This window comes from Marinifilum sp. (genome assembly GCF_965230805.1).
GTDB lineage: Bacteria > Bacteroidota > Bacteroidia > Bacteroidales > Marinifilaceae > Marinifilum.
In genome coordinates this window covers 724,690-741,744 of record NZ_OZ246019.1, presented here as the reverse complement: position 1 = coordinate 741,744, position 17,055 = coordinate 724,690, and the positions used below count along the sequence as shown (strand labels likewise).

The following is a 17,055-nucleotide window of genomic DNA, read 5'->3' as shown; positions in this document are numbered from 1 at the left end:
TTAAAAGCTTAAGCTAAAAATGAATTCAAAAAATACCCCTTACCAAATGGCAAGGGGTTTAATGAATTATGAGTTGTAAAGCAGGTTTACGCTTTTTGAAATTTCTCGATTTTATAAGTTGTTTTTACACCAGCTTGGTGGAAAAGAACCCCAACAGGACACATTTTTAAGGTTTGCTGAAGACACTTCTCGATTTTGTTATCGCTGGCTTTAGAATCAATTTTTAGTTCAACTTCAAGATCAGTGAAAGTAGGTGCTCCGTCTTTTTGTGATCCGATTGTATCTACAATTAAGGAATTAAATTCAATGCGCATCTTTTTGGCCACAACATTAAAAATGGTGTTTACACATCCCGAGTAGCTCATCAGGCAAACTTCAAAGGCTGTTGCACCAAGATCGTCTCCACCTTTTGCTTCCGGCAGATCTATAGTAATTTCGTGACCTCTGTTGTTTGTAATTATCGATGACATTCCTTTTGTCCAAGTTGTTGTTGCTTTCATATTGTATTTTTTTGAGTGTGTTTAAATTTTACATGGTAAATATATACAAACCCGAGTTCGATTAAAAATATACTCACAGTTTGCAGGGACTTTGAAATAATTTATGCCCAAACTTGTAAAATGCTTCGCAAAATCACCTTCACCCAGTCTTTAGATTAAAATTTGTTCAAAATATCTCGATATTCTTTCAGGTTTTTTAAAGCAAAGCTGGTATAAAACTGATTTCTTGGGACGCATATTTTTTATCAAGCTCGGTTCAAATGCATTCTGATGTATTGGGTTTGTTTAAAATTAATTTGGTGTAGTATGAAACGAGCATTGTTAAAGACACATGAGATAATGATTATTTTGATCTTGCGGCTTTCATCTAACAAATGGAAAAGATTATAAACGGATGAAAATTATTCAGGAAAACCCACAATGGCATGACAAGTTGACAGTATATTTTGCATGTAAGCGGACAATGTTTCAGTTTTTAAGAAATGGCAAATGAATTGAAAACGGATGGAGTATAAAAAGGACTAAAAATCAAATGCAATATGAACTTCAATAATTTCACAATTAAATCGCAAAAGGCAATCGAAAAAGCATTTCAGATTGCTCAGGGAAATCAGCAACAGGCCATCGAAACTGCTCACTTGTTGAAAGGGATCATGGCGGAAGGCGAAAATCTAGCTGTATTTTTAATGAATAAACTGGGTGTCAACCTACAGAATTTCAATGCGGTTCTTGACAAAATTCTTGAATCTTTGCCTACGGTAACTGGAGGCGAACCTTTCTTGTCGAGAGAGTCGAGTGCTGTGTTGCAAAATGCAGTAAGTGTCTCAGGTAAAATGGGCGATCAGTTTGTTTCCATAGAGCATATAATGCTTTCCCTTTTAAGCGGGAAGGATCAGATTGCTCAACTTTTTAAGGATAATGGGATTACCGAAAAGGATCTTTCTGCTGCAATTAAAGATTTACGAAAAGGTGCAAAAGTTGATTCTCAAACCGCTGAGGATACCTTTAATTCGTTGAGTCGTTTTGCGGTGGATCTAAACGAAAGAGCAAGAAATGGGAAATTGGATCCAGTAATTGGAAGGGATGAGGAAATAAGAAGAATTCTACAAATTTTATCGCGTAGAACCAAAAATAATCCTATACTGATTGGTGAGCCGGGAGTTGGAAAAACAGCTATAGCTGAAGGGTTGGCTCATCGCATAATTAAAGGTGATGTTCCTGAAAACCTAAAGAATAAGAAGATATTTTCTTTGGATATGGGGGCATTGGTAGCCGGAGCTAAATACAAAGGAGAGTTTGAAGAGCGTTTGAAATCGGTAGTGAAAGAGGTTGTTGAATCGGATGGGGAGCTTGTACTCTTCATCGATGAAATTCACACCTTGGTAGGAGCGGGAAAAGGAGAAGGGGCTATGGATGCTGCCAATATCTTAAAACCAGCTTTGGCTCGTGGCGATTTGCGTGCAATTGGTGCAACCACTTTGAGTGAGTATCAAAAGTATTTCGAAAAGGACAAAGCACTAGAACGTCGTTTTCAGAAAGTCATGGTTGATGAACCTGATACGCTTAGTGCCATTTCTATTCTTCGAGGATTAAAGGAACGCTACGAAAATCATCATAAGGTTCAAATTCGAGATGAAGCAATTATTGCAGCAGTAGAATTGTCTCAACGTTATATTTCGGATCGTTTCCTTCCGGATAAGGCAATTGATCTGATTGATGAGGCAGCTGCAAAACTTCGTTTGGAAATGAACTCCTTGCCTGAAGAATTAGACGAGATTGAGAGAAAAATCAAGCAATTGGAAATTGAAAAATTGGCCATTCAGCGTGAAGGAGATTCGAAAAAGCAAGATGAGTTGGCCAGGGAAATTGCAGAATTAAACGATGAACGGTTAAAATATCGAGCCAAATGGGAGGCTGAACGTGAAGTGATCGAAGGAATTCAAAAGAACAAGGAGTTGATGGAGGCTCTTAAATATGATGCCGAAAAAGCCGAACGTGAGGGAGATTATGGAAGGGTAGCAGAAATTCGATATGGCAAGTTGAAAGAAGTTGCAGAAGAAATTGATCGTCTAAATGACAAGCTTAAGCAGAATCAGAATTCTGATGCTCTGATCAAAGAAGAAGTTAAAAATGATGATATTGCTGAGGTTGTTTCGCGTTGGACAGGTATTCCTGTTAGCAGGATGCTGAAGAGCGAGAGGCAAAAGTTGTTGTCGCTGGAGGAAGAGCTACACAAAAGAGTTGTAGGGCAAGAGGAAGCGATCACTGCTATTTCTGATGCTGTGCGCAGAAGCCGAGCCGGATTGCAGGATTCAAAAAGACCCATTGGATCATTTATATTTCTGGGTACAACAGGGGTTGGGAAAACCGAACTTGCTAAAGCATTGGCTGAATTCTTGTTCGATGATGAAAACCAGATGACCCGTATCGATATGTCGGAATATCAGGAGCGCCATTCGGTTTCGAGGTTAATTGGTGCTCCTCCGGGATATGTTGGTTATGATGAGGGTGGACAACTAACAGAAGCGGTTAGAAGAAAACCTTATTCTGTTGTGTTATTAGACGAAATAGAAAAGGCGCATTCCGATGTTTTTAATATTCTTCTGCAAGTACTGGATGATGGAAGACTAACAGACAACAAGGGAAGGGTAGTTGATTTTAAAAATACAATTGTAATCATGACCTCGAATGTTGGATCTCATCTGATTCAAGAGAAAATTGAGAGGATGAATGAAAGCAATAAAGGTGAAATGTTGTGGCAGGCCAGAACTGAGGTGCTGGAACTTTTGAAGAAAAGTATTCGACCCGAGTTTTTGAACAGAATTGATGAAACAATAGTGTTTACTCCTCTGGATAGAGAGCAGGTTAAAAGAATTGTGCAGTTGCAGTTTATGGCTGTTCAGAAAATGCTAACTAAAAATGATATTATTATTAATTTAAGTGAATCGGCAGTTGAATACCTGGGAAAGCTTGGGTTTGATCCACAATTTGGTGCCAGGCCAATTAAACGAGTGTTGCAAAAACAAGTTTTAAATGAACTGTCGAAGCAGATACTATCCGAAAAAATTACAGCCAACCAAAAGATATTCGTAGATGCAGATAATGAAGGTTTGGTGTTTAGGAGTATATAGGGGTTTTATCAATTTGAAAACATCATGGCCTACCATTGTTATAAGAATGGTTAAAAAATATCATGTAAAAAATCAAATTTCACGGTGTAGAAATCGTCTTAATCGAAAACGAACATAAAAACACCAATATTGTCGATTATAAATTATACTTTGGTGCTTGAATTTTAATAATCAATTAAACCAAATTAATTTATGATTGTACTAGGAATTATTATCGTATTAGCAGGATTGGCAATGCTGTTTTTGAAACCATTGTTAGTAAGTAAGTCACAAACTTTTGCGAAGCTTACAGCCAAATTCTCTCTCGGAGTAATTGGAACAGGTGTTATTATGCTACTTTTGCCATTTCTATTTTTTTGGGCAGAACCTGGATATCAGTACTTTGTTGTTTATCCTAATGGAAGCAAAAATGCAGTAATGACAGAGGGAATTAAGTGGAGAGGATTTGCAAAAATTATCCCTTGGCAAAAGTATATCGATGTAAAAGTTGTAAGTAAAGGCGAGAAGAATGATGATATTGAGGGGGTGATGAATCCAATTCCGATTCGATTTATCGATCAGGTTACAGCTTCAGCTAAATTATCAACTCGTTTCCAGTTACCAACCGATAAAGAATCTTTCATTGAAATGGCAATTGAGTTTAGATCCTTACAAAATTTAGCATACAACACATTAATCCCTACGGTTCGAGAGGTTGTGTCGAATACTGGATACATGTTTGCAGCACAGGATTACATTTCTGGTTCTGCATCCGACTTTAGGGTAGCTATCGAAGATCAGCTAAAAGATGGTGCTTATAGTGTTGAGAAGCTTGAGTATCGCGATACCATTGTATCATCAATTGAAGACAGTAATCGTGAAATTAAAGAGATTCAAACACGCTACGAGGTTAAGAAGAGAAAAGATGAAAATGGAAAATTCATTCGTATCCCTCATGATATTAATGAGAATAACATTATTGTAGCTCAGGTAATTGTTGATGATGTTATCCTTGAAGCAGTATTTAAAAAACGATTAGAAGCACAACGCGACGAGTCGGCAAAAAGACAATTGGAACAACAGAAAATCAAGACAGCGAAAGATGCACAAGCTCGTATTGTAGCAGAAGGAGAGAGAGATAAAGCAGCCGAACGTGTAGCCCAGGAAAAGGAACAGGTAAAAGCGCTTATTTCCATTGAAACAAAATTAAAACAAGAAGAAACAAATAAACGCCTTGCCGCCATTGCGCTTGAAACCGAGAAGCTGAAGTCTGCAGCCAAAAAGGTTGCTGCTGATGCTGAATCGTATCAGAATGCGAAGTTAGTATCTGCAGGTTTAACACCACAAGAAAGAGCACAGATAGAAAAAGAAATTGCAATTGGTGTTGCTAAAGAAATAGCCAAAATTAGATTCCCGGATGTAATGATTACCGGCAATGATGGCAAGAATGGAAAAACACCTCTTGAATCATTAATTGGAGCTGCTATGGCAAATCAATTGATGGATACAAAATTAAAGAAATAATACTTTTACCTCCGAGTTTAAAATTCAAAAAAAGTCTTCGTAATTATATATTGCGAGGGCTTTTTTATTTAATAACAGTATTACCATGCAATGCCCGTTATTCTTTTATCTTTTTGAATTTAATCTTCCTTAAAAAAAGATAGCCGTAGCATAAGGCCATGCCTATATTTTTTTGAATTGCTAAACTTAAAATTATCAAAACAATTGTAGACTCACTGCATAATAAGACGGCCTAAACTCTGCGAACGATTGCGAAATTAAATTGAACAAAAATTACATCTGTTATAATTATTTGAAAATTATTCCATTAAATTGCTTGTTAAACGATGCGTTTAAAAATTGGAATAATAATATAAAAAATCTTAAATGTCGAATAGTGAATTAAAAACTAAATGGCTTAAAAACTATTGCACAGCTCCCGATCAATTGGATAGGATGGGAGAAGTAAAAGGTTTAATTAGTGCCTTTAATGCAAATGTTGATGCCGTTATTAAGGTAAGAGGAAAAGATATAGAGAAGTTGGTTGAAAGCAATGGGCTTGACACAAATTTAATTTTATCTGAGAAAGAAAAGGCAATCAGTAAAAACGAGGATGCAATAAGAGGTATTCTTCACTGCTTTAAAGGTGGAATTGCTGAGGAGTGGTTAATTGAAGAAGTTGATGTTTTTTATTGGCTGAACAAACAGGTTGGCTACGATAAATTGCAAATGGGAGGACAAGGTGGTATTGTTGCAAATGCCATGGCTGTTTGTGGCGTTCAAAATGTATATGTGCATTGTGCTTCGGCTCCCAAAGAGCAAGCGCAACTGTTTCTTGATTTGCCCAATTTGTTAACAACCGACGAAAAGGGTGAGTTGCAACAAGCATCCTTGGTGGATAGGACAAATGATAATGCCCTAATCCACTGGATTATTGAATTTGAAAAGGGAGATTCTCTTACAATTGGTAATGAAACTTGCATCTGTCCAAAAGCAAATAGGTTCATTGCAACTTACGATCCTTTAAACTTCAAGCTTTATATCGATGATAATTTTAGCAAAAGGATGATGAAGGAGGACATCAATCCGCAATATATTATTTTATCTGGCTACCAGATGCTAAGTGAAACTTTAGCTGATGGAACAAATGGAGTTGAGCGCATTGACTTATCGAAAAGTTTGATTGCAGAATGGAGAAAGTCGTGCGCTGATAGCTTATTGCATCTTGAGGTCGCTTCCACACAGGATAAGTTGGTAAGAAAGTACCTTATCGAAAGTTTGGTGCAGGATGTAGATAGTATAGGATTTAATGAGAGAGAATTGATTGATATTCTGGAAGTGATCGGAGAGGAAGAATTGGCAGAAGAGTGTAATCAGGAAACCAATGCTTCCAATCTGTTTAAAGGCATGCTAAAGGTGTATGAGTATACCAAATGTACGAGAATGCAGTTGCATATGTATGGATTATATGTAACTCTTCAGCAAAAGGATTTTAAAATATCTCCACTTCAGAACAGAAATGGTATGCAGTTAGCATCGATGGTTGCTGCTGCAAAGGCGGGTACGGGAGCTATTAACAGCAAGGATGTATTAATGTGGGCTAAAGGTAATGAGGTGTCGGATCGTGGCTTGAATGAACTTTATGGATTAAGCAATACTGTAAGAGATATTTTTGGAGAGAATGACTTCCTTTCTACGGGTATCTTTTCGAACGAAGTAATTGAATTAATTGCAGTTCCAACAATATTAATCGAAAAACCAGTTAGTTTGGTAGGAATGGGTGATACCATTTCGTCGGTATCATTGGTTGCAGCAGTATAGGTTCAAATTAATGTCAATGTAGTTCAGTAATTACAACTTTTAATTCTTTATTAAGGAAAATAGCCCCAGGTTGGTTCCGGGGCTATCTTCATTTTCATTTTGAACTGCATGTGTGGAACAGTTCAAGCTAACTCTAACATTATATATTCTAAACTAATCTAAAACCTTTCAATTTTTTAAATGTATTGCGAATATAGGGAGTGCCACTTAATATTGGGTTTAATTAAAGATTAATCGCTAAGTGAAATGTATTAATCGTTTTGTGTGTGCCCTGCATGAGCAAGAGCACACTTATTTGTAAGCTCTTGAAAAAGTTTAAATATGCAAATATTTAGTCAAAAGAGCTTAAGTATGTTAATTTTCCAGAGGGTGTAAGTCCCTTATGTGCCGAGGTGACTCTGGGAAGCATTAGTAAGTCGCAAGGTGGTTTACCGTGAGGTATGCACTGAAGGAAGCGAGACTACAAAATCCGGTACTGACGAACAGGAACCTGATATGAGGCTATGAGGTAGCCTTATTAAAGATTAATCGCTAAGTGAAATGTATTAATCGTTTTGTTGGAAATAAGCTGAGTTCGATTAATATTTTTGTATAAGCGATTTGAATCCAAAATCTTATGACGAACTCAACTTATTATCAGATTTATTAAGAAATGAGCCTTCAAGTGCTTTTTCTGTGTTAAGGCAAAGAAATAGAGATATAGATTATTGCAGCATTTTTAATCCTGCTTGTGTAATTTTTAGATACTGATAGGATATCAACTTGGTTCCAGAATCATTAGAAGAAATATATCTGTAATTAAAACTAACCAAGCAAGGATGCTTTTAAGAATTTGTAAAAATAAAAAGCTGAAAAATCATTTTTTAAGAAAACGTTTGCGTAATTAAAAAAAATATACTTTATTGTGTCGTATTAAAAAAGTACGATACAATTGCCATTTAAGAATTTATTAGTCACACGATTGATTTTCTTTTTATTGGCTTTGTAAATTCTAACCACTTACTAATCACTAACAATTAAGACTTCGCATTTGCGGAGTCTTATTTTTTGACTCCTATTTTTTAAATTGACTAACTGCAAGATTAGAGGAATTAAAGCAGTTTTTTGTTTAATGTTGGATAAGGATAGATAAACTTTCTTTATTCAATACTTATAAAGCAAGTAAGTAGTAAGAAATATAAGTGCTTACACAATTTTGCTTGGTGGTAATGTCTTGATATGCAATCGTTTCCAGATTGTGTTTTATAACAGTAGGTAATTAACTACAAAAATCTTTAAAAGTGCTTTGATTTCTATTCAAAGACATTAAAATTTGCATGATCAATTATAAAAATCCTTACGGAATAATTTAAACTAATTTCATTAACAATGACACCCAAGTTTAAAGCGCAAGCCGGAACTTTCGAATCAAGCGATATAATGGTCTTGATCGAACCTATTTCAGAGAAAACCGGCCGCCAAATTGATATTTCTTCCACTGTAATATTGCAGTTCGAAGAGGATATCAAAACTACGATTAATCAGGTATTAGATGAGTTGGATATCCAAGATGTTCACTTAATTGCAAAAGATAAAGGAGCTCTTACACCAACAATTAAAGCAAGAGTTGAAGCTGCTGTTAAACGTTCTTTAGGTATTCAGGAGGGTACTATGTAATGACAAGGAAGAAAAGAAGATCGATGTTGTACATTCCGGGAAATAATCCCGCAATGATTCAACAAGCCGGAGTATATGGATGCGATGCCGTTTTATTAGATTTAGAGGATGCCGTGGCATTGAACCAAAAGGATGCAGCAAGAATACTGGTGCGCAATATGATTAAAACTGTCGAGTTCTACGATACAGAGGTCTGTGTTCGTGTAAATAATATGAACACTCCGTTTGGTATTGCCGATTTGGAGGAGATTGTGCCATTGCAACCTGATAACATCAGATTTCCTAAAACAGAAACAGTACAGGATGTTAAGGATTTCATGAAAGAGGTTCGAAGAATTGAGAAAGAGCATGGTATTAAGAATCCAACGATGACCATTCATGTAATGATCGAAACAGCAAAAGGTGTTGCCAACGTTTATGATATTGCAGCTGCTGATTCAAGAATTGATGCACTTACTATTGGTGGTCAGGATTTAACTGCTGATATGGGAATTGTAAAAACTCCCGATGGTGTTGGTATTGATTATGCACGTAAGCGCATTGTTATGGCGGGAAAGGCATACGGATTAGATGTTCTTGATACGGTTTTTGCAGATGTAAATGATGAAGAAGGGCTGCGTGAAGAAACAGAATACATAAAGAAGATTGGTTTTGCAGGAAAAGCATTAATTAATCCTCGTCAGGTGGATGCTGTACATGAAGTTTTTAATCCAACCGAAAAGGAGGTGCGCAAAGCATACAGAGTTTATTCAGAATATATCCGAAATAAAAATGCAGGCATTGGTGTATTTGCCATTGATGGAAAAATGGTAGATGCTCCGGTTGTTCAGAGAGCCATTACTGTGCTGGAATATGCTAATATTGATTTAAAAGAAATCGAAGAATCGCTTGTGAGTTAACAGCTGTTCTGTTTTACAACTGATAGCAATACAAACACAAAATGAAACTGTAAAGAAATTATAAACTGATGAAAAATGCATTAGGAGTTGAAATTCCTGAATATATAGAAGGATTTGGCGAACTTAAGCCATTCCGTGGTGTTTGGAAAAGCATTATTGAAGATGAAGCTCCGGCTACAAATATTTCCAGAACACTTAAAGCAAAAAAACCACATACTTCTAAACTTTGCGATAGTTTAGAGGCTGCAATTAAAAAGTGTAAGCCATTCGATGGTATGACTCTTACATGTCACCATCACCTGCGTGGCGGTGACGGTGTTTTGATGCAAACCATTAAGATTCTTGATGAAATGGGAATCAAAGATATCACTTTGGCTTCGTCATCTCTAACTTCGGCTCACGATGGATTGGTTCCTTACGTTGAGAAAGGAATGATTACCAAGATTTTTTCTTCGGGGATTCGTGGTAGACTTGGTGAGATCATTTCGATGGGGAAATTAAAATATCCTGCAATTATTCACTCTCATGGTGGACGAGTACGCGATTTTTTAACAGGAAGAATTAAGCCTGATTTATCGGTATTGGCTGCCTCGGCTTCCGATGAGGAAGGTAACTCAACAGGTTCTCACGGACCTTCTGCATTTGGTTCCATGGGTTATGCAGATATCGATGCAAGATACTCAAAAAATGTAATTGTTGTAACCGATAATTTGGTTGATTATCCTTGTCTGCCAAGTACCATTCGCCAACACTTTATTGATTATGTGGTAAAGGTTGATAGTATTGGTGATGCAAGTAAAATTGCATCGGGTACAACGCGTATTACCAAATCGCCGATGGATTTGCGTATTGCTCGTATTGCTGCTAATGTAATTGAGCACTCAGGCCTATTTAAAGATGGAATGTCGTTCCAGGTTGGTGCTGGGGGAGCATCGCTTGCTGTTGCTAAATTCCTTCGGGAAGATATGAAACGCAAGGAGATCAAAGGTAGCTTTATGATTGGTGGTGTTACTTCTTATGGTGTTGATATGCTGGAAGAAGGATTGTTTCAGGCTATTTTCGATGTGCAATCTTTCGATGCAGCGGTAAGTACTTCGGTATTGAACAATCCAAATCATATCGAAATTAGTTGCGATCAGTATGCAAATCCAAACAACTGTGGGTCGATGACCAACAAGCTTGATGTTGTTGTTCTTGGTGCTTTGGAAGTTGATGTTGATTTTAATGTAAATGTAATTACCGGTTCATCAGGTGAAATTCGTGGTGCATCAGGTGGACATTCCGATACGGCTTCAGGAGCAAATCTAACAGTTGTAGTTTGCCCTTCGTTCCGTGGTCGGCTACCAATTGTTAAGGATAGAGTTCATACTGTGGTTACCCCCGGCGAGAGTGTTGATGTTATTGTAACTGAAAGAGGGGTATGTGTTAACCCATCAAAACCAAATCTTGCTGCGGCTCTTATAAAAGCCGGACTTAAGGTGATTGACATTCGAAATCTTAAGGATGAAGTTGATAGTATGACAGGGATTCCAGCCGAAAAGAAGTTGGGAGAGAAGATTGTTGCTCTGGTTGAATACCGCGATGGAACCATCATTGATGTAATTTATAATGTTGAAAATCTCTCCTAAGAGATTGGGATATAAAGAAAATACACCCTAATTGTGATTTCACTTTTAGGGTGTAATTTTAGATAGATATTTAGATTAAAAACAGAATGGAGGAAGTGTTAGGAAAAATATTAGCTGCCAGAGACAAAAGAGCTGCTTTGCGAGCTGAGATTTCGAATTCGGGGAGGGCTTCCTTAAGCCTGAATCTTAATATTCCTGGCTATCCGAAATCTAATGAGAAAATCCATTTGTGTTTTAAAATGGTGTTATCAGAACTAACGCGTCATTTGTTATCACACAGGATATTGGTGGATGTATCGGCAGAATATTGTGCTACTGATGAGGCTGGCGATTTTTTTCTTACTCCTCTTCTCGAAGAAAATTATGCAATAGAAGAGGTGAAACAGATCTCCGAACAGTTTGAAGAATCTCACCCTTTAGGGCGATTGCTTGATGTTGATATCACAAATGTAAGCGGAGAGCCGGTTTCTTCAGGTAAGGCCAAGCTTTGTTACTTCTGTAACGAAAAGCCTGCGCTGGTTTGCATGCGCGAAAAAAATCATCCTTACCATGATATTCGTAATAAAATTGATTCTGATATTGATGTTTATTTAAATAATCTTGATAGAGAACGAACCTGTAAAGATCTTGCTTCAAAGGCATTAAACTCCCTTTTGTATGAGGTGGCACTTACTCCAAAACCAGGCTTGGTTGATCGTTTTTCAAATGGATCTCATGATGATATGGATTTTGCTACTTTCCTTAATTCGGCATCGGTTTTATCGGTTTATTTTAGGGATATTGCCGAATATGGCTATACGTTTACCGATGGTGATTTAAAAAAAGCAATTCCTGAATTGCGTCGCATTGGTTTGTTAATGGAGGATGATATGTTTCGAGCAAGCAAAGGAATTAATACCCATAAAGGAGCCATTTTCTTATTGGTTTTTTCTCTTTTTATAAGTGCGTATCTAATCTCAAATCAAAAATTTAGCTATCGGGCTTTTGTGAATCTGATTCAAGTATTAAACGGTGATCTTGTCGAACGCGAGTTGGGACGAAAAATACTCAATGAAAATCAAACACATGGGGAGATTTGTTTTGAAAAATATGGAAAAAAAGGCATGGGCATTCGAGGTGAAGTTCAAGCGGGCTTGCCTTGTGTATTTAAGCATGCAATCCCGGTTTTGGAATTGCATTTGCTTAATGTCAATCAAGTAAGTGATAAAACTTTGAATAGTTCTTTAACTCATGCCTTACTGGCATTGATTGCTAATAATGATGATAGTAATATTTTGTATCGAAAAGGAGTTGAGATACTTGAAGAATTAAAACAAAAGGCACAAAATGCCTTTGTACATTTTAATGATGAGAAATTTGAATTTCTATACCAGGATTTGATCACTTACTGTGATAAGAATCACATATCTCCGGGAGGGTCAGCTGATTTGTTAGCGCTTTCTTATTTTATCTTTACAGCTAATAAACATTAGAATTAATCTTAGCAATAACAAATCTGCACAATAAAACAAATAACATTTGTCATGATTTATGGTTTTTAATATATCTCTAAAACATATGGCAATAACATTGAATTTGTGCCAAAATCCAATAATATTGATCTTTCATATAACACACTATCAAACACTAACAAACACTTAATCTAACGAAAAAATGGGAGTAGAGAATACTGATTACAGAGAAGAATCTTTGGATTTGAGAAACCCCTTTGATATAAAATTGGTGGCAAGGTTTCTGGAACCATTGGGGTTCGATTTTAATCAGCATGAAGTTGATTACACAATGATACTTTATAACTTAAACGATGAAGTTATTGGAACGGGATCTTACAAAGGAAGAGTTTTAAAGTATGTGGCCGTAGCACCAAAATTTAGGGAAGGAGCTGCTTTTGCACAAATTGTTACACACCTAATTGATATCGTAATTCAGAAACACAAACATATTTTTGTTTACACCAAGCCCCGAAATTTAGAAGTATTTAAAGGTTTGGGTTTTACTGAGATTGCTACTGCAGAGCCATTGTTTTCTGTTTTGGAATTTGGCTACGAAAACATTCAAACCTATCAGAATTATTTGCGTTCGATCAAACAGGAAATAAGTGTTGGAGATATTGCAGCTGTGGTGGTTAATTGTAATCCGTTTACCAAAGGACACAAATACCTAATCGAGAAAGCTTGCAAAGAAAATAGATTGGTATATCTATTTATTGTCGAGGAAGATCGTTCATCTTTTACCTTTGATATAAGATGGCGATTGATAAAAGAAGAACTTGGCAGTATAGAAAACCTTGTGATGGTTAAAGGAGGAAATTATGTGGTTTCAGGTACAATTTTTCCATCGTACTTCCTCAAACAGGAAAAGGAAAGTGACATTGCTGCCAAGCAAGCTGAACTCGATGTAATCACTTTCTTGCGTTACATTGTACCTGTTCTGAACATTAACAAAAGATATGTTGGCACGGAAATGTATTCGCCGATAACGGCAGCCTATAACGAAGCCATGATTAAATATTTACCCTCAAATGGTGTCGATTTGCTTGAAATTCCCAGAATTACTTGCGGTGGAGATGGGAATTACATTTCCGCATCTAAAGTAAGACAAGCAATTCGTGAGGATAGACTCGAGGATGTTCTGGAATTTCTTCCGAATTCAACCAAGAATTTCTTACTCTCGGATGAATCCATTGAAGTACGGACAAAAATTAAGAATACAGTCACAAGACATTAAATTGATATTAAATAACGTGAGTTCGACGTAAAATTCGTTAAGAGTTTGATCTGATTTTGAGTAGAAATTTTCTCAAATTTTCGAAGGAATATCGGGATATTTCAAGAAGATTTGAGGAAATTTATGCCGAAAGCAGGCAAACACATAATGGAAAGTTCTCTTTACGACATCTTCACATTAAAAATTTCTCAAAATAGCCCGCTATTCTTTCCAAATTTTTAATGCAAATCTATCGCAAATATAACTTTCTGTGGATAGAATTTTACGTCGAACTCACGTTAAATAAATCCAGGCAGTTGTCTGGATTTTTTAGTGATTTTACATTATTGTAATAATGCGATAAGGCATTTGGTTTTTCTTTCTTAGGACAAATCGTTAATAGTCTACAACTGGGTTTGACTAAGTATTTTCACAAGTTTGAGCCAAAATATCAAAATCCTTCAACTCCATCCTACTATAAGAGTTTCATTTACCAGTAAATGTGCTTCCAAATTTTGTATTTTGATATAATTTACCGTTTTAGTCCTGATTTGCAATCAAGGCTTAGGAGTTTAGGATTTATAATCCGAAAAATACCAGTATTAGCACAAAATCAGTCTCTTTAAGAATGTAGCAAATTTGCTAAAAAAGTGATTGCAAAAAGAGAAACCTAACTTCTTTGAACCAAAAGTAGTGTCCTGTCATCATCAAATTTTGAGACATTGTAGGTTCTGGTAAGTTCTTCTTCAATTGTTTGAGGTTCTAAATTCTCATCTATTTTATACTTGTTTAAAGCGTGAAATAATGCATCATCTCCGATCATTTCATTGTTTTTATCGTTAATGGCTTCGGTGTAGCCATCGGTGTAAAACAAAACCTTGTCGCCTTTGTTAAATTCATGCACCAAACTTTGATATTTGGTGGATTTGATCACACCAAGTAAGGTACCTACAATATTTAATTGAGAAATGCTATCCTCTGATTTGTTATAATAATATGGACGAAGAGCGCCGGCCGAAGCTACACTTATCATATTCTTCTTGGTGCAGATTGATATCACACTTAGGGTAGTAAAAACTTCTGTAAGTTGCATATCCTTGAAGATATACTGGTTGATGATGTCCAGAAATTTTCCAGGAGATTCAACGAAGTCGAACTCCTGGCGGTTCAGGAAAAAATTGATTGTACTTCGAATGTATGCAATGTAGGCAGGAACAAAGAACCAAGCATCCCATTTTTTACCCATTACATCACCAAGAACAAATATCTTGCGGTGTTCGTCCACATTTATAATTTCATAGTAATCACCACCAGGAAGTTTGTCGTAGGGTTCATGTAGAATGCGTATGTGAAAACCATTTATTTCGTCCGAAAACTCATTCTCAAATCGAATAGGCGATCTTTTTGCCGCGGTATTTAATGCATTAAGATATTTGTTCTTAAGTTCATGCTCTCTTTGGATGTCGGAGTTGATTTGATGGACAATTAGTTTTGTATTCAAACTTTTGTAGAGAAAAGTACTGATCTTTTGCTTTAGGAGCTGATCCATAAATTCCGTATTTTCCGGTTCGGAGATCAGTATGCTCACAGGAACATGATCTGAGCTGATTTCAATAATTTTTTCCAGAATTGACATAGCCCACATGGCAGCATCGTCAATTATAATCCCCCAATTGTTGGAAGCCTGCAAAGCCATAAAAAAATCAGAATCCGTATAAACAAGCTTAATGTTGGTTTTTACAAGTTTACGCGGAATAGGAAATGGCTTTATTCTATTGGCGCAGTAAATTATCGAACCTTTATCGTAGCTGATATCCGACTTTTCTTTTCCTGCTAATATTTCTTTACGAAGAAATGCCCGTTTTAAGTGCGAATTGATTTTAGATAAAAATACCTTTTGCTTTATTGGTTTGGTAATAAAATCATCAGCACCATCATTTAAATTCTTAATCCAAGTTTCCTCTTCGTTATTTCCCGATAGGAAAATAAAGGGTGTATGCTTGTATTCAGGGGTGTTTCTAAAATAACGAACCAATTCATTGCCATCCATTACCGGCATGAAAAGGTCAGAGATTATCAAATCAAAATGTTCGGTTTTGGCCTTGTCAATGGCCTCAATACCATTCCTTGCTAATGTTGTTTTGTAGCTTAAACTCTTTAAGGTAAACTCTACAAACTTAAGAATGACAACATCATCATCAACAACGAGTATGTGAGGTGAGGCCTTGGCCATGATGGCTAACTATTCTGCCGAGAAGCTGTTTACACAAGCGGTAGGATCCTGTAAAATCTCAAAAATAGAATCTAATTGCATTAATTCAATTAATTCCATTACGTCTTTATTGATATTACAAAATTTAATTTTGCTTTGGTGTTCCTTTGATGTTTTTAGGGCAGAAATTAAAGCTCCAAAACCTGAGCTATCAATAAAATTGATGTCTTCAAAATCAACAACAAGCCTTGTTTGTGGTTGGGTTAAAACTTCGTTCATTTTATCTTTTGCAATGCCAGCATTTAAAGCATATAAACGATTTGTTTCACAAAGTTTCATTATTGTAACAGAATCGATGTGTTTGGTTTCAATATTCATGGCTATTATAATGGTTTAAAGTTGTTTTAGGCTTGATTTAAGTTCTTCAACGGCCAGTGGACAATTGGAAAGAAAGATTTCTATCAAATCCGGGATGTGCTTTAATTCCATATCGTTTGTGGTTTCGTGCATCACATTGCTCCAATTCTTCTTTTCATCAGGACTTAAGTCTATTCCTTTTTCTTTTTTGATCTGTAGCTCAAATTTAAGGTTTCCTTTCGAGAAATGCTCTAACTGTTCCAAACAATCTCCAATACTATCCATTCCCATAGTTCTAACCGATGATTTTGCTTTATGGGCAACAGCTCCCAACCCTTCCCAGTTTTTCGATTCAAAATTTACGGTAAGATCTTGTATAAATTCAGGAATTTGCTCAATAAATATTCCAATCATTTCTTCGATAATACTGTTGTCATTTCCCGACATTTCCTTTAAATAGGACAAATTGGTGAGTTGTTCTCCTTGAGTCATTTTACAGGGTAAAATAATTTAAAAAAATCTACAAGCTTTTTTTAAAGCCCAGTGAATATGCACAGTTTTACTACATATAATATTGCAATGATACTAATTTATTTTCAAATTACCTATCTGGTTTAACAATCAATAAGGGCATAACCTTCTTTGATTTATAGAATGTTTAAG

General features: G+C 36.1%; 12 protein-coding genes. 8 read left to right on the top strand and 4 right to left on the bottom strand.

From position 1 onward, the window contains the following. Positions 1–86: 86 nt before the first annotated feature. The gene (locus ACO05S_RS02800; RefSeq protein ID WP_421920031.1) at positions 87–500 is read right to left on the bottom strand and encodes an OsmC family protein; all 414 of its coding nucleotides are present in this window, start codon (positions 498–500) and stop codon (positions 87–89) included. Between the two features lie 539 nt (positions 501–1,039). Here ACO05S_RS02800 and clpB point away from each other — a divergent pair. The 8 genes from clpB to ACO05S_RS02760 all read left to right on the top strand — a co-directional run bounded on the left by clpB (position 1,040) and on the right by ACO05S_RS02760 (position 13,844). Then, positions 1,040–3,631 carry an ATP-dependent chaperone ClpB gene (gene clpB, locus ACO05S_RS02795; protein ID WP_421920030.1) on the top strand — a complete coding sequence of 864 codons (2,592 nt, stop codon included), beginning with the start codon at positions 1,040–1,042 and terminating at the stop codon, positions 3,629–3,631. A 192-nt stretch (positions 3,632–3,823) separates the two neighbouring features. Continuing rightward, a complete protein-coding gene (locus ACO05S_RS02790; RefSeq protein ID WP_421920029.1) occupies positions 3,824–5,134 on the top strand; it encodes an SPFH domain-containing protein in 1,311 nt (436 codons plus the stop codon). A 366-nt stretch (positions 5,135–5,500) separates the two neighbouring features. Beyond that, the gene (locus ACO05S_RS02785; protein WP_421920028.1) at positions 5,501–6,934 is read left to right on the top strand and encodes an ADP-dependent glucokinase/phosphofructokinase; all 1,434 of its coding nucleotides are present in this window, start codon (positions 5,501–5,503) and stop codon (positions 6,932–6,934) included. Positions 6,935–8,302: 1,368 nt separating this feature from the next. Continuing rightward, positions 8,303–8,590: a citrate lyase acyl carrier protein gene (gene citD / locus ACO05S_RS02780; RefSeq protein WP_421920027.1), complete on the top strand. Its 288-nt coding sequence runs from the start codon at positions 8,303–8,305 to the stop codon at positions 8,588–8,590. Then, positions 8,590–9,489 (top strand): HpcH/HpaI aldolase/citrate lyase family protein, encoded by a 900-nt coding sequence (locus ACO05S_RS02775; protein WP_421920026.1) that lies wholly within the window; start codon positions 8,590–8,592, stop codon positions 9,487–9,489. Before citD ends, ACO05S_RS02775 begins: the two co-directional genes overlap by 1 nt. Positions 9,490–9,557: 68 nt before the next feature. After that, positions 9,558–11,117 carry a citrate lyase subunit alpha gene (gene citF / locus ACO05S_RS02770; protein ID WP_421920025.1) on the top strand — a complete coding sequence of 520 codons (1,560 nt, stop codon included), beginning with the start codon at positions 9,558–9,560 and terminating at the stop codon, positions 11,115–11,117. An 86-nt stretch (positions 11,118–11,203) separates the two neighbouring features. Next, complete coding sequence (locus tag ACO05S_RS02765) at positions 11,204–12,589, top strand: triphosphoribosyl-dephospho-CoA synthase (RefSeq protein WP_421920024.1); 1,386 nt, start codon at positions 11,204–11,206, stop codon at positions 12,587–12,589. Positions 12,590–12,770: 181 nt separating this feature from the next. Next, on the top strand, positions 12,771–13,844 hold the full coding sequence (locus ACO05S_RS02760) for a [citrate (pro-3S)-lyase] ligase (RefSeq protein ID WP_421920023.1): 1,074 nt from the start codon (positions 12,771–12,773) through the stop codon (positions 13,842–13,844). Between the two features lie 649 nt (positions 13,845–14,493). Here the strand turns inward: ACO05S_RS02760 and ACO05S_RS02755 are convergent. Genes ACO05S_RS02755 through ACO05S_RS02745 form a run of 3 tightly spaced genes read right to left on the bottom strand, consistent with a single transcriptional unit; the run spans position 14,494 to position 16,884 of the window. Further along, the gene (locus tag ACO05S_RS02755; protein WP_421920022.1) at positions 14,494–16,056 is read right to left on the bottom strand and encodes a response regulator; all 1,563 of its coding nucleotides are present in this window, start codon (positions 16,054–16,056) and stop codon (positions 14,494–14,496) included. 9 nt (positions 16,057–16,065) lie between these two features. Next, positions 16,066–16,413 (bottom strand): STAS domain-containing protein, encoded by a 348-nt coding sequence (locus tag ACO05S_RS02750; RefSeq protein ID WP_421920021.1) that lies wholly within the window; start codon positions 16,411–16,413, stop codon positions 16,066–16,068. A 15-nt stretch (positions 16,414–16,428) separates the two neighbouring features. Then, the gene (locus ACO05S_RS02745; protein WP_421920020.1) at positions 16,429–16,884 is read right to left on the bottom strand and encodes an Hpt domain-containing protein; all 456 of its coding nucleotides are present in this window, start codon (positions 16,882–16,884) and stop codon (positions 16,429–16,431) included. Positions 16,885–17,055: the final 171 nt, after the last annotated feature.